This is a genomic window from Shewanella sp. HL-SH4 (assembly GCF_051164845.1).
Classification (GTDB): Bacteria; Pseudomonadota; Gammaproteobacteria; order Enterobacterales; family Shewanellaceae; genus Shewanella; species Shewanella glacialimarina.
Genome location: NZ_CP195037.1, coordinates 941,008 through 963,627 on the forward strand (window position 1 = coordinate 941,008; position 22,620 = coordinate 963,627).

Consider the following 22,620-nt stretch of genomic DNA (forward strand, 5'->3'; position numbering starts at 1 on the left):
TTAACACCAATAAAAACCCAGTTAAGCTTCAATTAACAACTTATTATTGGTATTAACTTTCAATTTGGTAATTTAAATCCGTGAACACTAGGATAAATCTAATTCGGTTCAGCGGCAACTATCAATTTAGTCACAAGTCGATCTAGCGCATATTGTGTGTAAATAAATAGTATAAAAAAAGCCGCTGATTTAATGTCAGCGGCTTATAGATATTAGTTTAAATCTTTTTTCTGATAAGCAAACGAAGCAGCAATAAAGCCTTCAAATAATGGATGCCCATCACGAGGTGTTGAGGTAAATTCAGGATGGAATTGACCAGCAACAAACCAAGGATGATCTGGTAATTCAATCATTTCAACTAACTTACGGTCAGAAGACAGTCCACTAAATACTAAACCTGCTGTCTCTAAACGCTCAACGTAATTGTTATTCACTTCATAACGATGACGATGACGTTCTACACAAGAAACACCTTTGTAGGCTTCGGCAGCTTTCGATCCTTCAAGTAAATGACAAAGTTGTGCACCTAAACGCATGGTGCCGCCTAAATCAGATTCTTCATGACGTTGCTCTACATCACCGTCTTCATTGATCCATTCGGTAATTAAACCAACAACAGGATAAGGTGTATTCTTGTTGAACTCAGTCGAATGTGCATCAGCAAGATTAGCCACATTGCGGGCAAATTCAATTAACGCAACTTGCATGCCTAAACAAATACCAAAATAAGGTAGATTATTTTCACGTGCATACTGCGCCGCTAAAATTTTACCTTCAATACCACGTTCACCAAATCCACCAGGAACAAGAATACCATCTAAGCCTTGTAGTACTTCAGTGCCTTTAGCTTCAACGGTTTGTGAATCAATATACTTAATATTGACGCAAACACGCGTTTTAAGACCGGCATGCTTAAGTGCTTCATTAACAGACTTATAAGCATCAGGTAATTCAGTGTACTTACCAACCATACCAATAGTTACTTCACCATTTGGATTAGCTTCTTGGTAAATAACGTTTTCCCACTCAGATAAATCAGCATCAGCACATTCAATATTGAAACGTTTTATCACAATATCATCTAAGCCTTGTGAACGTAACAGTGCTGGAATTTTGTAAATACTATCAACGTCTTTTAATGAAATAACCGCACGTTCTTCCACATTACAGAATAACGAAATTTTCGCTTTTTCGTTGGCAGGTACAGCACGATCGCCACGACAAATAAGTACGTCAGGGGCAATACCAATTGAGCGTAATTCTTTAACAGAATGCTGAGTTGGCTTAGTTTTAATTTCACCTGCAGCGCCTAAGAATGGCACTAAGGTTAAATGGATAAATAAGGTACGCTCACGTCCAAGTTCTGCACCTAATTGACGGATAGACTCAAGAAACGGTAATGATTCGATATCACCTACTGTGCCGCCAATTTCAACAATCGCAACATCATGACCTTCGCCACCAGCAATCACTTTTTCTTTAATCGCATTAGTAATATGAGGAATAACCTGAATGGTTGCCCCTAAATAATCACCACGGCGCTCTTTGCGAAGTACTTCTTCGTAAATACTGCCAGTGGTGAAGTTATTACGACGATTCATTTTTGTACGAATGAAGCGTTCATAATGACCTAAGTCTAAGTCAGTTTCCGCACCATCTTCAGTCACGAACACTTCACCGTGCTGAGTCGGGCTCATTGTACCCGGATCAACGTTGATGTATGGGTCCAGTTTCATAATGGTTACACTGAGGCCGCGGGCCTCTAAAATTGCCGCTAATGATGCTGCTGCAATGCCTTTACCTAGTGATGAAACAACGCCACCAGTAACGAAGATATACCTTGTAGTCATGCTGAACCTGAGAAAATGTGTTGGAAAAAATACGTGCTTGTAAGAAAGCACTAGGACGGGGAGACATTGTACCAAAGCAAGGACGATTCGACAAATCAAAACAGTGATCATTTAGACGATAAACACTCAGGCTGTTGATTAGCCTGAGTGAAAAATAAAGAATTAACGCTTTTCTTGCTGCTTTACTTGATTCCAGTACAAATCTAGTTGCTCAAGGCTATGGGCATCAAATTTTTTCCCGCTTTGTAGTACACAATCTTCAACTCCCCGAAAACGACGCTCAAATTTGCTATTGGCTTGTCTTAGCGCTTGTTCAGGATCAACATTTAAATGACGTGCTAAATTGACTACCGCAAATAATAAATCACCGACCTCATCCAGCACTCTGGGCTGATAGCGCTCAGGATCGGTATCAAGTAATTTAGCTTCAACTAACACTTCATCTATTTCTTCGTATATCTTTGCCACAACAGGGGGAAGTTCGGGCCAGTCAAAACCGACTTCAGCCACCCTTTGTTGAATTTTTGCTGCTCGTTTTAATGCAGGAAAAGCATGAGGAATATCATCTAATAACGACAATTGCTGTTTATCGGCGCGCTCTTGCGCTTTAATCGCTTCCCAGCTGTGTTTCACTTGAGTCGCTGTTTGCACTGCTGAGGTGTCTTTATTACTGAAAATATGTGGATGTCTGCGAACGAGTTTAGTGTAGATTCGGTCGATTACGGTCGCAAAGTCAAACCTACCTTGCTCGGTAGCAAGTTGGCAATAAAACACCACCTGAAACAATAAATCGCCCAACTCATCGGGTAATTCATCCCATGCGGTTCGCTCAATGGCATCTGCAACTTCATAGGCTTCTTCTAAGGTAAAAGGCACTATAGTGTGAAAGTCTTGCGCTAAGTCCCAAGGGCAACCCGTTTTAGGATCGCGCAGTTTTTTCATTATATTAAGTAAGGGTTGAATATCCACTTGAGGTGTTACATCCATTCTGGTTTCACTCACTTATAAAAATTTTCATCGACTCTATTAAGGCAATCACGTTTTTATCAAATAGAAAGTCTACTTACAACCAAAGCGATCTACGCTTGAAACAAACAACGGATTCAAAATCCGTTGTTTCTATCAGTCAATGTTAATACTCAGGAGATAGCAAAAGACTAGCTTATAAGCGTCTTGATTCTATCACACCCTCGACTTGAGACAGTTTAGACTGCACCCGCGACAAGTCATCAACATTATAAAGCTCTAACTCCAGCTCAACTGTTGCGGTTTGCGTTTTCACATCAGAGGTTGAACTCATCGCCATTACGTTAGATTTTTCAGCGGCGAGCACTGCTGTTAAATCCCGTAACAATCCACTGCGATCATGGGCAACCACTTTAACCCGGATACGATAACCGCCTGAGTAGTTCTCGCCCCAAACCACATCAACACTGCGCTCAGGGTGAACACGCATTAATTCTTTCACTTGTTCGCAATCACTGCGGTGAACAGAAATACCGCGGCCCATGGTGATATAACCAAAAATTTCATCGCCAGGAACAGGCTGGCAACAACGGGCGATATGGCTAAGTAAATTGCCGACCCCATTCACCTCAACTTGTCCTTTACCCACTTTTTTAGGGCGATGAATTGCTTTCTTTAAAATGTCCTCAACAATCTCTTCTTCAGAATTAGGCTCTTTACGCAGCCTAGTGTCAATATAGTTAACCACCTGGTTTAGGCGTAGATCGCCTCCACCAATTGCCGCTAGCATGTCATCCATGCCATTGAGATTAAAGCGTTCAACGGCAATGTTTGCATCTTTTAGTTTATACCCTGCACGATGCAACTCGGTTTCCAGCATTTCCTTACCTGCGGCAATATTTTTGTCACGGTCTTGCTGTTTAAACCAGTGCTGAATTTTCGAACGTGAACGTGAAGATTTGATATAACCTAAATTAAGGTTAAGCCAATCACGTTTAGGGTTAGCTATTTTAGAAGTAATAATTTCAATGCGTTCACCGGTTTCAACCTGGTAAGTAAAGGGTACAATTCTGCCATCTACTTTAGCACCAATGCATCGGTGGCCTACTTGAGAGTGAATATAATAGGCAAAATCTAAAACTGTTGAACCCAATGGAAGATCTACCACTTCACCACTTGGTGTAAACACATAAACGCGGTCTTCAAAGACTTGGCTTCGAACCTCATCAACTAAATTGCCGCTTTCAGCTACATCTTCCTGCCATTGCAGAATTTTACGCAGCCAATTAATTTTTTCTTCATAGCCAGTTTGTTTGGTATTGCCTGCACCTTCTTTATATTTCCAATGCGCCGCTACACCGAGCTCAGAGTCTTGGTGCATTGCTTCTGTACGAATTTGAATCTCAACCGTTTTACCCTCAGGCCCAACGACTACTGTGTGGATTGATTGGTAGCCATTAGGTTTTGGGTTGGCCACATAGTCATCAAATTCTCGCGGGATGTGGTGCCATAAATCATGCACTACGCCTAAGGCGCCATAGCAATCTTGCAATCGATCGGTGACAATACGAACCGCACGCACATCAAATAGCTCATCAAACTTAAGGTCTTTACCCTTCATTTTTCGCCAAATGCTGTAGATATGTTTGGGCCTGCCATAAACTTTGGCTCGAATGTGGTCATCATCTAGACGTTTTTGCAGTTGGGTAACAAAAATATCGATATAGACCTCACGGTCCATTCGTTTTCCGTCAAGTTGCTTAGCGATATCTTTATAGACCGTTGGGTGCAGATAGCGGAACGAAATATCTTCAAGCTCCCATTTTAGCTGGCCAATACCTAGACGGTTAGCCAATGGAGCGTAAATATCGGCAATTTCTCGGGCAAGTAATACGCGGGTTTCTTCATCTGCATTTTTTACCGCTCGCAGTAAACAGACGCGCTCGGCAAGTTTTATCACCACAGCGCGCACATCTTCGACCATAGCTAACAACATTTTACGAATGTTATCTATTTGAGGTTCAGCACTACGACCATTAGACACTTTTAATGCGCCAATGGCATTCATGGTCACAACACTGGCAACTAATTTAGCTAAAGGTGGGCCATAGGACTCAACAATTTGTTCTTCATTGATGCTGTTAGCGTCTAAAAGGACAAACAATAATGCTGCCTGAAGCGTTTCTAAGTCCATATTGAGTGGCGCTAGAATTTCAATCATTTCACGCGCGCGAGCAAGTAATTGTGTGTGTGCCAATTTATCTTTAATAGGCAGCGCTTCAATGTTCTTGAGCATGTCCAGGAGAGTTTGTGCGTCGTTAACATCTTCGATGTAGCGAGCAACCCAGTCTTCAAGATTGAAATCGTCTGTATTAAAATGCGCTTCGCGAACTGAAACCATGTTTTATCCTTACCCATTGGTGCTTATATTCGCAACAATGTTATGTACTTTTTTGCCAAACGGACTATAAAATGAACAAAGCGTAATGTGAAATTAGAAAAATATCAAACACCTCGCAAAATTCAACTCACCTTGGTAATAGTCCCAAATTTTATAAAGTCTATATTGAGCGTATCGCTGCTATTTATCAATTCAATAAAATGTAAATGACTATGTTTACTCATTATTTAGCGTTACTCAGCTTTATATCAATATAGATAACTGTCCTACTCCCTAGTAAAGTTGGCTTTACTCGACATTTAATTCAAATAGTGCCATAGCTTCAATATGATGAGTTTGCGGGAACATGTCGACCATCCCTAATTGTTGCAGTTGATACCCTTGTTCAATCAGCACTTTACTGTCACGGGCTAAACTTGCTGGATTACACGAAACATACACTACCTTTTTAGGGCGCATTTTTTTAAGCCATTGCAAGCTTTCAAACGCGCCAGCTCGAGCAGGGTCGAGTAATAGCTTGTCAATTTTACCCAACCACTTTTCATGGGTCAGATCTGCACTTAAATCTGCATGATGAAAAGAGAGATTATCTAGCTGATTCAATGCCGCATTATCTTTCGCTTGTTGTACCATTTCAGGCACACCCTCCACCCCAATCACTTTCGATGCGCTTAACGCCAAAGGAAGAGAAAAGTTACCCACACCGCAAAATAAATCTAATATGCGCTCATCTTTTTGTGGATCTAACCAAGTAATCGCTTGCTGTACCATGGCATGATTTATTTCACCATTAACTTGCACAAAATTGCCAGGGGTAAACTCACAGCGCAATGGCTGCTCTGTGTCTGCACTTCCAGCTAAAGGGTAGTAAGGCAAAGTCACTTGTGCGTTAGCCTCATCGACTTTGGGATGCAATTGAGTTAATTGGTTGTCATTATCTTGAGTCAATAAACAGATTTGATGCTTTGCAGCAAACTCAGTTAACCAACGAATATCGGATGCAGGTAACACCTTAGTGACGCGCAGCACCGCAAACAAGCCATTTTCAGCGATACTTAATTCTAAGTGACCTAGACTAGCTTTGGATTTTAATTGGTTTAAATTCACCGCAAACGGGGTGATCAAATCAGATAAGGGTTTAGCCAACACGTTACATTGGGTGATAGAAACAATGTTACTGGATGCTGATTGACGAAAACCTAGTTGCAAATGATTGGTTTTTTTGTCAAAAACAGCAGCCAAACGCGCTCTTCGTCGATAGTGCCACGCATCGCCTGTTATTGCGGGTGCTATAATGTCCGGCTCTAAGGTGTTATTACCCAATTTGGTCATTAGCTCAGTTAATGCCTGCTGTTTAAACTCACGCTGGGCATCTACATCTAAATGTTGTAAATCACAGCCACCACATTGCACATAATGGGGACAAAGAGGTTCGCGCCTTGCGGCACTCGCTTTATCAATTTTTATCAATTTAGCTTTAGCATAACTTTTCTTTTGCTCTGTCAGCTGCACTGTGACTTTTTCATTAGGAAGTGCTCCCGCAACAAACACGACTTTGCCCTGATATTGTGCCATTCCGGCACCCAAATGATCCAATTGGGTAATATCAAGGCTAAGCTTTGCTGATAATTGCTTAGATTTGTTCGGTTTAGCTTTAAAAAATTGTGCCATTTCGGCCTCTAAAAGTGAATAAAACACTAGTCAAGAGTGCGCGCTTTCTGGCAGTCTAGACTGAATATCAATAAATTATTGCAGGAACCTCGACCAAGACCATGAAAAGTACCGAAAATATGACTAAATATAGCCTTCGTTCGTGGGTACTGGTACTGGCATTGGCTCCTACCATTGTGGTGGGTATTCTACTTGGAAGTTACTTCACCATAAACCGCTTTTATGAACTTGAAGACACACTCATGGCAAAAGGCAGTAATATTATCGAGCCATTAGCCATAGCCAGTGAGTTTGGTATTGTCACCGAAGACAGAGAATCAACAAAGAAACTGCTTTCAGCAACACAAATGAAAAATGCCTCATTAATACTTTCCATCGCGATTTTCGATAGCCAAAATCAACTATTTGTTACCTCTCATTATCATAAAGACTTCGAGGTCATGCGCACCCAGCAGCCATTGTCTGAGTTAGATGCGACTGAGTTTAATACCTTGGAAGATATTTTAGTCATTCGTAGCCCTATTGTTTCCAATACGCATTTTAATCCACTGACTTTTATTAATAAGCAATCAAATAAAGATCCGCTTGACTCCCTTAATCAACAAAATACGGTTCATAGCCAAAGTATGGCAAAACCTATATACAACAGTAAGCAAGAACAAGTTATTGGCTATATCGCGATATTAATCAATAAAGAAAATGCTCTATTAGAGCAACACAGGGCCGCCATTGCCGCGTTTATTATTGTGTTAATCGGGGTTCAGTTTAACCTATTCTTTACCTTTCGCTTAGTTAAACACGTCAATCATCCCATTACCGAAATGGTCAGGGTTGTGGCAAAAATTCGCGAAGGAAAACTTGATACTCGCTTAGATGGTAATTTGATTGGTGAATTAGACTTACTTAAACGAGGCATTAATGCCATGGCGGGCTCCTTGTCTGAATATCATGACGAGATGCAACAAAATATTGATCAAGCAACTTCAGATTTACGGGAAACCTTAGAGCAAATTGAAATTCAAAACGTTGAACTAGATTTAGCTAAAAAACGTGCACTAGAAGCCAGTCGAATTAAATCTGAGTTTTTAGCCAATATGTCACACGAGCTACGCACCCCGCTCAATGGCGTAATAGGATTTTCAAGACAGTTAATTAAAACTCCGCTTCATTCGAGCCAACTCGATTACATTAAAACAATTGAGCGAAGCGCCAGTAATTTATTAGGGATCATTAATGACATCCTTGATTTCTCTAAACTTGAAGCGGGTAAAATGGTGTTTGAAAAAATGCCTTTTGCATTACGTGAAACCTTAGCTGACACCTTAAGTCTTATCGCCGGTAGCGCAAGGGAAAAAGGCTTAGAACTTATTATTGATATTGATTCTAATGTACCGGAAAGTGTTAGCGGCGATGCAATGCGAGTGAATCAAATTATTACCAACCTGGTCGGCAATGCAATCAAATTTACTGATCAAGGTAGTGTAATACTAAAAATTACCCTTGTTGGTAATAATGAAGATACTGTGACGCTGCGATGTGAAGTCATCGATACAGGTATTGGCATTAATGAAGGCCAGCAGGAATATCTATTCCAAGCTTTTGGCCAAGCAGATTCATCGATATCTCGCCGCTTTGGCGGAACAGGATTAGGTCTAGTGATAACCAAACGCCTCATTAACCAAATGGGCGGTCAAATCGGATTCACCTCAAGCCCAGATAAAGGCTCAAATTTCTGGTTTATTTTACCCCTTAGCACAAGCCAATTTGACATAGGTGAAGTATTACCAATGGATGTACTGCAGGGTAAATCTATCCTGTTATTTGAACCAAGAGAGCTGACACGTGACACCTTGAATAGGCGCCTAGAATCGTGGCATTTAAAACTGACCAGCGTGGGACAATTAGATCATCTCAATACAACCCTTGAACAAAAAAATATCCATTTTGATTATATCTTAACAAGCTGTCATGGTTTTGATAGTCCTGAGCACATTAGCTCACAATTACAGGTCATGAAAAATCATACTCAATGTCTGATTTTACTGCATGATTGCATAGACCAAGACATCATTAATCAGCATTTAAAACCCAACAGCGACTTACTCCTGAACGTTCCAATCAATGATATGGAATTAGCAAGGCATTTAATTTACCCGCCGACCCCTAAAGCATTACAACAGTTATTGCCTATCGCACCTGGCACTAATATCGAACGTTTGAATGTATCTGTGTTAGCTGTAGATGATAATATTGCCAACTTGAAGCTTATTGATACTTTATTACAAGAATTAGTTGTTAACGTCACCACAGCTAAAAATGGTCAAGAAGCCATTAAACTGGCGAGGAGTAAAAGCTTTGAATTAATCTTTATGGATATTCAGATGCCGGGAATGGATGGCATTACCGCAACCAAACGCATACGTCATGAATCAATGAACCGCCACACGCCAATAATTGCAGTCACAGCCCATGCGATTGCAGAAGAAAGAGAAAATATTTTAGCTGCGGGTATGGATGCCTTTTTGCCCAAACCCATAGATGAATCATCGTTAAGAAAAGTGATTAATCGTTGGGTAGCCAAACCTAAATTTACCCATTTTGAGCTTCATACCCTTAATTGGGAGTTGTGCTTAAGCCAAGCAAGCCAAAAACCAGACTTAGCACTTGAAATGCTTCAGATGCTGGTAGACTCAATTCCCAGCACAATCGCAACAATTGAGTTGGCACTGCAACAGCAGGATCAAGCACAGATGCTACAGGCAGTCCATAAACTGCATGGGGCAAGCTGCTATTGTGGCGTACCGACAACCCAGAAGCTTTGCCAAGAAATAGAATCTGCTTTAAAGCACAAAACCTCGACCAGTGAGCTAGAACCGGAAATACTTGAGTTACTTGATGAGCTAACTAAGGTAGAATCAGCGGCAACTCAAGTATTAGAACAGTTATCGATGGACATCACGCATGACTCATAAACCTGGATTTTTTCAACGTTTAAAAGCGTTATCTTTACCTCAAAAACAATTATTTGCTATCGCTTTATGCCAGCGTATGCTACCTAATTACCAGCTATTTTCTGAGGTATGCGAGTTCGGCCAACCAGCTGTCTTATCAACAGCTCTAGACTTACTATGGCAAAGCCAGTACGACAAGAAAAACAAATACAATGTAGATGTTCACTTACAAAAATTAGAAGAAAACACCCCTGACCCAAGCGATTTTGAAGCTTATGGTGTTTATCCGGCTATGGATGCTGTGGTAGCAATCTCAACCTTAATGAGTGCTATTGCGGATAAAATTGAAGATGACATAATCAATATCAGCAAACTTTCTTCCAGCACTGTGGCTAACTATATTGAAGCCCTTAGTGATGAGAACTTAATGGATGAAGCATTAGATGATTATGTTTTTGCCCATCCTGTGATGCTAGAAGAAAAAGGGCTACAAAATATGCTGTTAGATATTATTGAAGCAAATCCAGATATTCATCCAGACTTAGTTAAAGGCTTACGTAAAGATATTATCGAAGCTGGTGCATCTAATATTGGCATTAGTCTGTAGTACTAACCTACTATCACTAAAAAATATTCAAAAGCCTGATATTATTCAGGCTTTTATCGCACTATCTTCAGTAAATTTAAGCTCTTCAGTAACATTAAACCTAAAACTGAATAAATAAACACGTGTTTAACTTTAGCCTAATTGCATCCTCTTATTAAAACAAAGTAAAGTAGACTTACTATTATTTTGTTAAGGAATTGCGAGGGATGTCCAGTATTCTTACCCCGCTGATCGCTGTGTTTATTATTATGTTACTCGGCGGTATTGTTCAAAAATTAAGATTTCTACCAGCAGATACCAATCTAATCCTCAATCAATTTGTTTACTACATTGCCTTTCCAGCAATTTTATTGATTGTGCTCGCTGAAACGCGCATTGAAGATATTATTCAGTGGGGATTTATAGGTGGATTTAGCCTGGCGATGATCATCACCTACGCACTCGTGATAGTCGTATCCTTATGGCGCAAACCTAAGCAGCAAGCTATTGCAGCTATGCGCGCATTAAATGCCACCTTTGGCAATACAGCATTCATTGGTATTCCATTACTAAGCCTGTTATTTCCTGGTAACAAAATCGCATTAGTCGCGGCAGCCATCGCCAGCCTGCTGTCGGTATTTATGTTTGCCTTTGCACTAGTCTCTATCGAACTTGCCAGCCGCGACAAACAGTCCGCAGATCATGCTATCGTCATTATGGCTAATGCATTATATAAAAATCCGATAGTGCTAGGCAGCATGATAGGTATAAGCTTATCGGCATTGCATATCACCTTACCCGAAAGCCTATCATTGGTGCTGCACCAAATAGGTAGTACCTCTAGCCCTTGCGCACTATTTGCCATAGGAATGGTACTTGCTAAAGCGTTTCAGCATCAATCTTTGTCAAAGCTATTCAGCCTTAGCCTGATTGCAGAAATAAGTTTAATCAACTTACTCAAATTAATAATTCAACCTTTTATTGCCTTTGGATTACTGAAACTCTTTAGCGTAGAACATGAACTACTGACTATGGGAGTCCTGTTAGCCGCCTTGCCAACGGCAGCAAGCGTCTATTTATTGGCCGAACGATACCAAATAAATGCTAATAGCAGCGCACAAGGTATTCTATATGGCACATTAATGACCTTTGTTAGCTTACCTATAATAGAAACTCTATTAAAATCTTATGGTTAATTAACACACTCAGATAGTCTAACAAATAACCAAAGATAATTTTCTGGCTACTACTTTACTGTATAAAAAATCAGTATATACTGTTTATCAATACAGTGGTTTGATAGTTTCATTGATAGGAATTCATTATGCTTTGCCAACTCAGCATCAACAATTTTGCTATTGTACGTTTTTTAGAATTAGATTTTAAAGCCGGTATGACCACCATAACGGGTGAGACAGGTGCAGGTAAATCTATTGCTATTGATGCGCTTGGTTTATGTTTAGGTAACCGCAGTGATGCCAATACGGTGAGACCTGGAGCTAATAAAACCGAAGTCAGTGCCCGCTTCACATTGCATGATGTGCCGCAAGCTAAGCGCTGGTTAGAAGATAATGACCTAGATAATGAAGATGACTGCATTTTACGCCGCACCATTAACAGTGATGGTCGCTCACGAGCTTATATCAATGGCAACCCAGTACCTATTGCCCAACTTAAAAGCATAGGCCAATTACTCATTGGTATTCATGGTCAGCATGCTCACCACGCAATGCTAAAAAGTGAGCATCAACTTACCCTACTAGACAGCTACGCCAACCATAAGCTGTTAATTGACACTGTACATGCCAGCTATCAACGTAATAAGCAGATCGAAAATGAGCTTAAAATGCTCGAACATGCGCAACATGAGCGTATATCCCGCAAACAGTTACTCCAATATCAAGTTGAAGAACTAGATGAATTTAATTTAGCTGACGGTGAATTTGTTGAAATAGAACAAGAACATAAACGCCTTGCTAATGGTACTGAACTGATTGAAACCTGTCAGGCCAGTTTAGATCTACTGACCGAAGGTGAAGAATTCAACATAGAATCACTGCTAAATAAAGTGATCCATTTAGCAGATAATTTACAAAGCGTGGATGAAAAGTTAGCCCCTGTAGCCAGTATGCTTAATGAAGCATTAATTCAGATACAAGAAAGCACAGTTGAAATTGAAGACTATCTTAGCCGTTTAGAATTAGACCCTGAACACTTTACCTATTTAGAGAAGCGTTTAACCACTGCAATGCAACTTTCACGCAAGCATCATGTGAGTGCTGAAGACTTATCAGCTCATCATGCACAGCTAAAAGCTGAGCTGGTTGGGTTGTCTGATGATGAAACTAAATTAGATGAGATTAAACAGGCGTTAGCTTTCAGCCGTGAGGCCTATTTAACCCATGCCCAAAAGCTCAGTCAAAGCCGGGCTCGCTATGCTAAAGAGTTAGATAAATTAGTCACTCGTTCAATCCATGAATTAAACATGCCAAAAGGCCAATTTAATATTGCGGTAAACTTTAACCCTGAAATGAGTAACAGTTTGGGTTGTGACCAAGTGGAGTTTTTAGTTAGCACCAATCCAGGACAGCCATTACAACCGATTGCTAAAGTGGCCTCTGGGGGCGAGCTATCGCGCATAGGCTTAGGTATACAAGTTATTACCGCTAAAAAAGTCTCTACCCCAACATTAATATTTGACGAGGTAGATGTGGGTATTTCAGGACCTACTGCAGCAGTGGTTGGCCGAATGTTAAGAAGTTTAGGGGATTCAACACAAGTCTTTTGTGTTACCCATTTACCGCAAGTGGCTGGTAATGGTCATCAACATATGTTTGTCAACAAGTTCAACAAAGGTGGGCAAACTGAAACGACAATGCAAAATTTAGATAAAGAGCAGCGCATAAACGAATTAGCCCGTTTATTAGGTGGCGATATTATCACTGAAAACACCCTAGCGAATGCCAGAGAACTGTTGCAATAAAGAGTTAAATACCACTAATATGGGCTTTCCCTAAATTCACTATAATGATCAACGAAATAGGGCCTGAATTAAAAGTATAATAAAATCAAGGGTAAGAATGCTTAAGTCAATACTTAAAATAGCCGTCTATAGTATAGCTTCAATCATATTTTTGCTGGCTCTTATCTTTGCTGTTTTAGTTTATATTAATATTGAAGACCGCTACTTGTCGGTGAATACTCAACAATTGGAAAAGTGGGCTCAACTTGAAACGGTTAATGAAAGTCAGAACGCTTTTGTATTAGCGCAGCAGATAGTAGGTACACAGCAAGCCCCTTTAATCCTTCCTTTGTCAGATATGCAGCACTTATTGCTGCAACAATATCAACAAACCTGCCATAAAGAATTAATTGAAAATTGTCATAATTTTATAGCGGGTAACTTAGTAGATATTAAGTTTATGCTGACAAGTCATGTTGATTTAATTAATCAATATCAACAGATTATTACGTTGCCTTTGTGGCATGAAAGTCTAGATAACTCAGCAGATAGACCACAAATTAATTTCACTAACTTATCTAATATTCAGATGCTTGCTGAGCTAAATGCATTATTGAGTTCACGCACTGGCAGCCCTAGTTTTATTAATGACTTTATTGATGCTGATTATCGATTTTGGAACAATATTTTTCATTCATCAAGCGACCTTGCAACCTTCTCTTTAGCGGGCAGTAAAATGCAAAAAAACCTAGCCTGGGGAGTGAAAATACTTGCTGCAGAAGCACCTCTTAATGGCACTTACCCTGCAGCGTGGAAACTTAGCAGTAAACTGTCAGAGGAAAGTATTCAAAGAGTATTTGCAGCAGAATATCTATTTGTAAAAGCTGTGATGATTGAAATGCTGAGTAATACCTACCCTTTATCTGATATTAACTATTATCAACAATGGCTTATTAGCCTTTTTTTCAAGTTAAATGACAGCCTTAACATGAATGCCGAAAGGGTCATGAATCAATACCAACAAGTCATCAAAAATCAATTAAGTAAAGCTATGGTGAGAGATTCAATGGCTGAATTAAAAGCAAAGGATGAGCAGAACGAGCAGAGTTTTGCGTATTGTGACTATGACTCAACGATAGAAAAAATTTGGGCGATGAAATATAATCCAATAGGTAAAGTGATCAGCTGTTTAAACACGGATATGGTTAAATACTTTGAGCAATCGGAGAAAATAACACAATTACAAAAACAATCAATACAACTTAGAAAAGAGAGCAAAAAACGTTAAAGTTGTATTATCCGAAAAAATAAGCACATGCCTGCAAACACATAAATGCAAAAACACCTGCTAAAACATCATCAATCATAATGCCAAAGCCACCATGTACTTTGGCATCTAACCACCTGATTGGCCAGGGTTTGAGGATGTCAAAGAACCGGAAAAAACCAAAACCGACTAATAACCATATCCATCCTGCTGGAGCTGCAATTAACGTGATAAGTAAACCTGCCACTTCATCCCACACAATAGCTCCATGATCATGCACTTGCATATCACTTGCTGCCTTATCGCAAATATAAAAACCCACCAGCACGATTAATAGCGTCAAAGCTAAATATATTGGCAGACTTAAGTGACTCATTAATAGATATAAAGGTATGGCTGCAATAGTGCCGAAGGTGCCAGGGGCTTTAGCCGCTAAGCCGCTGCCAAAACCCAGAGCAAGGAAGTGAATAGGATTAGATAGACGTAAACGTTTCACCGCCGGGTCTTGAGAGAATAACTTCATTAAAAATGCTCGAAACCTTTAAACTCTGGCATGAAGGGCTGGCCGTCTAAAGTGAATTTGACTTTATCACCAGAACAAATCTGACCAACGTTAACAAACTTCACCCCCGAATGAATTAAGGCGGTATCTATTGCGCCACGCTGTGACTCGGGTACGGTGAATAATAGCTCATAATCTTCCCCCCAGTTAGAGCATAGGCTAGAGCTTGTTCAGCTGTCACGCTGTTTTTTAGTGAGCTAGACAATGGAATTGCATTAGCATTAATAGTCGCACCTACATTAGATGCTTTAAGAATATGGGACAGATCTGAGACTAAACCGTCAGATAAATCAATCGCACTAGATGCAAGACCACGTAACGCTTGTCCTGCTAGCACCCTTGGGGTGGGATAATAATGTCGGTTCAGTAAATATTCTTTATACTCTGGCTTAACCGCTTGCACTCCCCGCAGCATATCGAGTCCAAGGGCTGAATCCCCTAAAGTTCCGGTCACATATATCCAGTCACCGACTTTTGCACCGCTGCGCTTTAACGATTTACCTTTGGGAATTTGCCCATTAATGGTCAGATTTATACAGCGGGGTCCTCGAGTGGTATCGCCCCCCACTAAAGCAACACTATAGTAGTCTGCGATTTCAAATAATCCATTACTAAAATCAGCAAGCCATTGGGTATCGACCTCAGGTAAAGATAGCGCTAATGTCATCCAGGCAGGCTCAGCTCCCATGGCAGCTAAATCAGACAAATTCACTGCCAGTGATTTATAGCCAAGAGCATGTGCTGGCATATCAGCAAAAAAATGCACCCCTTCAACTAAGGTATCGCATGAAATAGCAACCACCTTACCTTCGGCGGGCTGTACCAAAGCACAATCATCGCCAATGCCTAAGATGACATCACGACGCTTTTGTCCACGGTTTTTAAAAAATTGTTCAATAAGTTGGAATTCTTTCACGCTAGCACTGGTCGGAAAACCCGCCCACCTTATTTTTAAGCATGTTAATACAAAAAAAACGGTATCCGAAGATACCGTTTCTAGGATTACTTATTTCTAACGATTTTATCTAACAAACCGTTGACGAACTTGTGACTATCATCAGCTCCAAAAGCTTTAGCAAGTTCGATACCTTCATTGATGGCAACCTTAAAAGGGACATCTTTTTTGAAGGTCAGCTCAAATGTTGCTAAACGTACTATGGCTTTTTCAACCGGTGATACTTCACTAAAATCACGGTCTAAGTGTGGTTTTAGTAATTCATCTATCTGAGCGACTTTAGCTGTAACGCCCGCTAAAAGCTCACGAAAATAAGCAACATCAACACCGTCTAAACTTTGTTCGGTTAAAAACTCATGTTCAACATCAGCAACATTGTTGTCTGTTAGCTGCCATGAATAAATAGCTTGAACGGCTAAACGGCGTGCCTTGCGGCGCTCTGAAGGCTTCATTAAATTTCCTACTATACCAACTGTTTTTCTAACTCTTGAAGCACGTTAACCATTTCAAGCAAGCTTAATGCAGCTTCGCCGCCTTTATTGCCCGCTTTTGTACCTGAGCGCTCAATGGCTTGCTCAATGGTATCAGTTGTTAACACACCAAAAGAAACGGGGATGTCGTACTCTAATGCTACTTGAGCAAGTCCCTTATTACATTCACCGGCAACCATATCAAAATGAGGTGTTCCACCGCGGATCACAGCACCAAGTGAGATAATGCCATCAAACTTTCCACTTGCAGCAACTCGACGAGCAGCTAGTGGTAATTCTACGGCGCCAGGTACGCGCACAACAGTAATGTTTTCATCTGGAACCTGGCCAAAACGTTTTAAAGTATCTAGTGCGCCACTTAGCAGACTTTCAACAACAAAGCTATTGAAACGCGATACTACGATCGCCACTTTTGCATTTTTCGCTTCGATATTACCTTGAACTATGTTCATTTTTATCTTACCTAATTTAGCTAAAGCACCCAGCCTGGGCGAAAGAGGCGGTATGATAACACAGCCGACCACTCTGAGCGCAATGCAATTATTGAAAATTTTAAATTGAATTTATTAACAATTTATTCCGAAATATATTCAGTTACTTCCAAGCCGAAACCCGACAAAGAATGATACTGCTTAGGCGAACTCAACAAGCGCATACTGGTGACACCAAGGCTTGATAAAATTTGTGACCCGACTCCAACACGACGTGACGTACCTTGCCACGGAGCCGGGGCCATTGCTTGACCATTATCCTCAGCTTCAAATGACTTCACTTTAGCAAGCATGCTGCTGGTGTGTTCTTGATTTCCAAGTAACACTAATACACCACCTTGCTCGGCGATTCGCGCCATCGCTTTTTCAAGCGGCCAGCTGCGTTTTTGATCGCGTTCTGAATGCAATAAATCATTGAAAGTATTTTGTAAATGGACACGTACGAGTGTGTTATCACCCACATTGCCTTTGATCAAAGCATAATGGAGTTGGTTATCGATAGTGTCTCTAAATGTCACCATGTCGAACTCGCCAAAACGAGTCGGTAATTTACATTTTGCTTCACGTACAACGGTGGTTTCTTTGTTATTACGATACTCAATTAAATCGGCAATTGTGCCAATTTTAATACCGTGCTTCTCACTAAATACTTCTAAATCAGGACAGCGAGCCATAGTGCCGTCTTCATTCAAAATTTCAACAATAACACCTGACGGCTCAAACCCGGCAAGACGGGCTAAATCACAACCCGCTTCAGTATGACCTGCGCGGATCAATACGCCACCATCCTGTGCCATCAAAGGAAATATATGCCCTGGTTGAACTAAATCTGATGCTTTGGCGTTTTTGGCCACAGCAGCTTTTACAGTTACCGCTCTGTCGTGGGCAGAAATCCCTGTGGTAACACCTTCAGCCGCTTCAATAGATACGGTAAAATTAGTTGAGAATTGAGCGTTATTGTTGGTCACCATTAAAGGCAAATTTAGCTGCTGACAGCGTGCTTTTGTCATTGTTTGACAAATTAGGCCACGGCCGAAAGTGGCCATGAAATTGATGGCTTCAGGCGTGACACAATCGGCTGCCATGATCAGATCGCCTTCATTTTCACGGTCTTCGTCATCCATTAAGATAACCATTTTACCGAGACGAATGTCTTCGATGATTTCTTCTATACTGTGTAAAGCCATGTAGGGACCTTTATTTGTTATTTAGGGTGATTATTTATGCTCAGCTCAATATATTCAAAGCAAAAACATGAGTCAAAATACTGTTCTATAAAGCGTAGAATAGGTTCTTATAAAGCTCAAAGCACTTTCTGATAAAATTCAACGGACTATTTCATATAGCCAGCATTGGCTAACATGGACAGAGTGACACCTGATTTAGGTTGCTGATCATCCTGCGGCTGCATTAATCGTTCAAGATATCGGGCAATTAAGTCCACTTCAATATTTACGTTAGCGCCTGCTTTTAATTCGGTTAAGGTCGTTTCGCTTGCCGTGTGCGGCACAATAGTAAGTCTAAATTGATGACCTTTAACCTCATTTACGGTCAAGCTCACACCATCTATGGTAATTGAACCTTTGTGGGCAATGTATTTAGCTAAATCAGCAGGAGCTGACAACCAAAACTCAATCGCTTGTCCGCGATACTGACGCCCATCAACTTTAGCGATACCGTCAACATGGCCGCTGACCATATGGCCACCTAAACGCGTTGTTGCTGTCACTGCCTTTTCTAAGTTAACTTTCTGGCCAACCTGGTAATGTGCAAATCCTGTTAAAGTAACCGTTTCAGCAGAAACATCGGCAACATAGCCATCAGCTAAACATTGTACTACGGTCAAACAGACGCCGTTTGTGGCAATGCTGTCGCCTAATTTTACATCGGATAAATCGAGTTTACCGCTAGCCACAGTTAACCGAATATCGTTACCTTTGCGCTCAATTTTGCGCAAGGTGCCTAGGGCTTCAATAATGCCTGTAAACATAGAGAGTCACTTTTCCTATTTCTGCCCAACAGAATTGAACATTAATGATGAGATATTTTAGCTTAAACCAAATACAAATCGTGTGTCTTGGCCGACATTTCGTTGATCTTTTAATACTATTTTAGGTATTTGATCCATTGATTGATAATCAGTTAAGGTCAGCATGTTGCGGCCTTCACTGCCTAATAACTTAGGCGCTTGGTATAAAACCAGTTCATCGACCAGATTATGCTCAATAAAACTGCCAGAAAGTGTCGCACCCGCCTCAACCATCACTGAGTTACAACTTTCGCCCAAATATTTCAACAAGATATTAAGACACACACGCCCTGCACTATTTGCTTTTACCTGCAGCAAACTAACATGGTTAGGAAAAAGTGCTTGTACAGCATCAGAGTAGCCACAGGTTGAAACTAATAGAATCGGTGTTTCAATACTGAAAAGCATAAAATCTGCGGTTAATCGGGCTTGGGAATCTAACACGACTCTTAATGGCTGCTGTAGAGATGTGGGTGAAAGCGAACTTTTCAAGCTGCCAAGTTCTTCATAACGCACATTTAAGCTAGGATCATCTGCAATAATAGTTTCAACGCCCGTGATTAACGCGCAATGGCGGGCACGCATTCGTTGCACATCTTGTCTTGCTGCGGGACCGGTAATCCATTTAGAAACACCATTAGACAAGGCAGTTTTGCCATCTAAACTGGCGGCAACTTTTACCGTAACCCAAGGCAAACCGGTTTTCATCCGCTTCATAAACCCTAGGTTTAACGTCAAAGCTTCAGCGGCTAATAAACCAACCTCAACTTGAATACCTGCATCTTGCAACATGGCAATACCGTTATCGGCTACTTGAGGGTTAGCGTCTTTCACTGCAATAACGACTCTAGCAACCTGGGCATTAATTAACCCTAAGGCGCAGGGCGGAGTACGTCCATAATGACTACAAGGCTCTAAAGTCACATAGGCTGTAGCGCCAACGGTAGAATGTCCTTGTTTAGCGGCATCAGCCAATGCATTGACCTCAGCATGTCCTTGACCCGCAACTTGATGATAACCTTCACCAATAATAATTGAGTCTTGGACAAGTACGCAGCCAACAGATGGATTGGGGCGCGTAGTATAAAGACCTTTTCGCGCCAGCTGGATCGCACGACCCATCATTTGGGTATCAAATACACTAAAGCTAGTCATAAAAAGTTACTCAAGTCCTAGGGGAAGTTTATTTTTGCAATTTAGCAATCGCTTCGCCAAATTGTGACACATCTTCAAAAGCACGATAAACAGAGGCAAATCGAATATAGGCGACTTTATCTAGGCTCATTAATTGATCCATCATTAAATTACCTATCATCTCAGAATCAATTTCACGCTCACCTGTCGCGCGTAATGTGGACTTAATTTTAGTAATTGCTTGTTCGATTTCATCCATAGATACTGGACGTTTTTCCACCGCACGTAACATACCACCGCGAAGTTTTTCTTCATCAAAAGGTTGGCGGCTGCCATCGCGTTTTATCACCCTAGGCATGACTAGCTCTGCACCTTCAAAGGTTGTAAAACGTTCATGGCATTCAGTGCATTCACGGCGACGGCGAACTTGGTGGCCATCTGCCACTAAACGTGAATCGATAACTTTAGTATCAGTCGCGCTACAAAATGGACAATGCATTGAACCTCCGAAAATAAAATGGCCACTAAAATTAGTGGCCATTAAAGTTTATCCTATTTACTCATCAAGGTTAAGCTAACCTTTAGGGATAGCATTAGTGATGAAAGGATATTCCGTGCAGCAGGAATTATCCGTAAACAGGGAACTTAGCGCATAAGGCCAACACTTGACCTTTTACGCTATCAATCACAGCTTGGTTTTGTGCGTCATCTAAAATGTCACAAATCCAACCCGTTAATTGCTTCGCTTCAGCTTCTTTAAAGCCACGGCGAGTAATAGCAGGGGTACCAATACGAACACCTGAAGTGACAAATGGTGAACGTGGATCATCAGGTACTGAGTTTTTATTAACCGTGATATTGGCACTACCTAACGCTGCATCAGCTTCTTTACCGGTTAAATCGCGACCGATTAAATCAACAAGCATTAAGTGGTTTTCAGTACCGCCAGACACAATTTTGTATCCGCGCGCTAAAAATACTTCAACCATTGCTTTAGCGTTTTTAACAACTTGTTGTTGGTAAACTTTGAACTCAGGCTCTAGTGCTTCTTTAAACGCAACCGCTTTACCTGCAATAACATGCATTAATGGGCCGCCTTGGCCACCAGGAAACACTGCAGAGTTTAATTTTTTGTATAAGTCTTCATCATTAGCTGCAGAAATAATGATACCGCCACGTGGGCCAGCTAATGTTTTATGCGTTGTAGAAGTAACAACATGTGCATGAGGTACTGGAGTTGGATAAACACCTGCAGCAATAAGGCCCGCAACGTGCGCCATATCCACAAAAAAGTATGCGCCAATTTTATCCGCTATTTCACGCATTCTGGCCCAGTCAACAATACCAGAATAAGCAGAGAAGCCACCAATCATCATCTTGGGTTTATGCTCTACCGCTAAACGTTCCATTTCGTCATAATCGATTTTGCCCGACTCATCAATACCATAAGGAATGATGTTATATAATTTACCGGAAAAGTTAACTGGTGAACCGTGGGTTAAATGACCGCCGTGAGCTAAATTCATACCAAGTACAGTGTCGCCAGGCTTCAACAACGCCATAAATACTGCACTGTTTGCTTGTGATCCTGAATGCGGTTGTACGTTGGCGTATGTTGCGCCAAATAACTCTTTAGCACGTTCAATGGCTAAGGTTTCAACAACATCAACATACTCACAACCACCGTAGTAACGCTTACCTGGATAGCCTTCAGCATACTTATTGGTTAACTGTGAACCTTGAGCTTCCATAACACGTGGACTGGTATAGTTTTCAGATGCTATTAACTCGATGTGCTCTTCTTGGCGACAAGTTTCATCTTCAATGGCTTTAAATAATTCTGGATCGTAATCCGCTATATTCATCGCTTTCTTAAGCATGGTAACTCCAACGGTAGGTTTTATATTAGTAGGGTTGCGCGGTATTCTACTCTGCAAATGCAAACAATCCCAGCCTTTACAGTATGAATTTAGTTACTAAACAACAATAGAAAATCTCATGCGAAATTAAAAATCACCTTAATTTACAATCGGTAACTTTTTCCACCTAGGCAATTTAAACATTTTTTTAAGCTGCAAAATGCGTAAAACAGTCACCAAAAACACTGTTCTATTTTTACGACTCTAAATGCTTATATTTAGCAGGTAAACATAACTGTAAGTTCAGCTTGCTGATTAGACTAAATTCTAGCAAATCCGAGTTAACGCGTCACAAGATATAAAAATCGACTTATAACAATCAAAATCAGATTTAAGTTCGATTAAGATTCCATTAGAATCATCCTATCCTGTGTTAATCAATGTT

General features: G+C 40.7%; 17 protein-coding genes and 1 pseudogene. 5 read left to right on the plus strand and 13 right to left on the minus strand.

What is annotated here, in order from left to right; translation table 11 throughout:
- Nucleotides 1-212 precede the first annotated feature (212 nt).
- The 4 genes from ACRWQL_RS05105 to rlmD form a co-directional block, all read right to left on the minus strand.
- Nucleotides 213-1,850, minus strand: coding sequence for a CTP synthase (locus tag ACRWQL_RS05105; RefSeq protein ID WP_434952653.1), 1,638 nt, complete (start codon nt 1,848-1,850; stop codon nt 213-215).
- A 162-nt stretch (nt 1,851-2,012) separates the two neighbouring features.
- Entirely contained in the window at nt 2,013-2,837 is an 825-nt protein-coding gene (mazG, locus tag ACRWQL_RS05110) for a nucleoside triphosphate pyrophosphohydrolase (protein ID WP_434952654.1), read from the minus strand.
- 175 nt (nt 2,838-3,012) lie between these two features.
- On the minus strand, nt 3,013-5,217 hold the full coding sequence (relA, locus tag ACRWQL_RS05115) for a GTP diphosphokinase (RefSeq protein WP_434952655.1): 2,205 nt from the start codon (nt 5,215-5,217) through the stop codon (nt 3,013-3,015).
- A gap of 288 nt (nt 5,218-5,505) precedes the next feature.
- Nucleotides 5,506-6,888, minus strand: a complete 1,383-nt coding sequence (gene rlmD, locus ACRWQL_RS05120) for a 23S rRNA (uracil(1939)-C(5))-methyltransferase RlmD (RefSeq protein WP_434928594.1) — start codon at nt 6,886-6,888, stop codon at nt 5,506-5,508.
- 101 nt (nt 6,889-6,989) lie between these two features.
- Here rlmD and barA point away from each other — a divergent pair, with 101 nt between their 5' ends.
- The 5 genes from barA (at nt 6,990) to ACRWQL_RS05145 (ending at nt 14,675) form a co-directional block, all read left to right on the plus strand.
- Entirely contained in the window at nt 6,990-9,860 is a 2,871-nt protein-coding gene (gene barA, locus ACRWQL_RS05125; RefSeq protein WP_434940302.1) for a two-component sensor histidine kinase BarA, read from the plus strand.
- Complete coding sequence (locus ACRWQL_RS05130) at nt 9,850-10,446, plus strand: YjaG family protein (protein WP_434940301.1); 597 nt, start codon at nt 9,850-9,852, stop codon at nt 10,444-10,446. Before barA ends, ACRWQL_RS05130 begins: the two co-directional genes overlap by 11 nt.
- A 206-nt stretch (nt 10,447-10,652) precedes the next feature.
- Nucleotides 10,653-11,621: an AEC family transporter gene (locus ACRWQL_RS05135; protein ID WP_434952656.1), complete on the plus strand. Its 969-nt coding sequence runs from the start codon at nt 10,653-10,655 to the stop codon at nt 11,619-11,621.
- Nucleotides 11,622-11,749: 128 nt separating this feature from the next.
- Nucleotides 11,750-13,408, plus strand: coding sequence for a DNA repair protein RecN (recN, locus tag ACRWQL_RS05140; RefSeq protein WP_434930257.1), 1,659 nt, complete (start codon nt 11,750-11,752; stop codon nt 13,406-13,408).
- Between the two features lie 97 nt (nt 13,409-13,505).
- Complete coding sequence (locus ACRWQL_RS05145; protein ID WP_434952657.1) at nt 13,506-14,675, plus strand: hypothetical protein; 1,170 nt, start codon at nt 13,506-13,508, stop codon at nt 14,673-14,675.
- Between the two features lie 7 nt (nt 14,676-14,682).
- Here the strand turns inward: ACRWQL_RS05145 and ACRWQL_RS05150 are convergent, their stop codons facing one another.
- From ACRWQL_RS05150 to glyA, 9 genes and pseudogenes are all read right to left on the minus strand, one after another.
- A complete protein-coding gene (locus tag ACRWQL_RS05150; protein ID WP_434940297.1) occupies nt 14,683-15,177 on the minus strand; it encodes a phosphatidylglycerophosphatase A family protein in 495 nt (164 codons plus the stop codon).
- A pseudogene (gene thiL, locus ACRWQL_RS05155) lies at nt 15,177-16,132 on the minus strand (thiamine-phosphate kinase). The gene ACRWQL_RS05150 and the pseudogene thiL overlap by 1 nt, the downstream one beginning before the upstream one ends.
- Nucleotides 16,133-16,218: 86 nt before the next feature.
- Nucleotides 16,219-16,623 (minus strand): transcription antitermination factor NusB, encoded by a 405-nt coding sequence (gene nusB / locus ACRWQL_RS05160; protein ID WP_226410668.1) that lies wholly within the window; start codon nt 16,621-16,623, stop codon nt 16,219-16,221.
- Between the two features lie 11 nt (nt 16,624-16,634).
- Nucleotides 16,635-17,114: a 6,7-dimethyl-8-ribityllumazine synthase gene (ribH, locus tag ACRWQL_RS05165; protein WP_226410669.1), complete on the minus strand. Its 480-nt coding sequence runs from the start codon at nt 17,112-17,114 to the stop codon at nt 16,635-16,637.
- A gap of 122 nt (nt 17,115-17,236) precedes the next feature.
- Entirely contained in the window at nt 17,237-18,340 is a 1,104-nt protein-coding gene (gene ribBA, locus ACRWQL_RS05170; protein ID WP_226410670.1) for a bifunctional 3,4-dihydroxy-2-butanone-4-phosphate synthase/GTP cyclohydrolase II, read from the minus strand.
- A 146-nt stretch (nt 18,341-18,486) separates the two neighbouring features.
- A complete protein-coding gene (locus ACRWQL_RS05175; RefSeq protein ID WP_434952658.1) occupies nt 18,487-19,143 on the minus strand; it encodes a riboflavin synthase in 657 nt (218 codons plus the stop codon).
- A 57-nt stretch (nt 19,144-19,200) separates the two neighbouring features.
- A complete protein-coding gene (ribD, locus tag ACRWQL_RS05180; protein WP_434952659.1) occupies nt 19,201-20,337 on the minus strand; it encodes a bifunctional diaminohydroxyphosphoribosylaminopyrimidine deaminase/5-amino-6-(5-phosphoribosylamino)uracil reductase RibD in 1,137 nt (378 codons plus the stop codon).
- Nucleotides 20,338-20,365: 28 nt separating this feature from the next.
- Nucleotides 20,366-20,815: a transcriptional regulator NrdR gene (nrdR, locus tag ACRWQL_RS05185; protein WP_188840605.1), complete on the minus strand. Its 450-nt coding sequence runs from the start codon at nt 20,813-20,815 to the stop codon at nt 20,366-20,368.
- Between the two features lie 127 nt (nt 20,816-20,942).
- A complete protein-coding gene (gene glyA / locus ACRWQL_RS05190; RefSeq protein ID WP_434952660.1) occupies nt 20,943-22,196 on the minus strand; it encodes a serine hydroxymethyltransferase in 1,254 nt (417 codons plus the stop codon).
- Nucleotides 22,197-22,620: the final 424 nt, after the last annotated feature.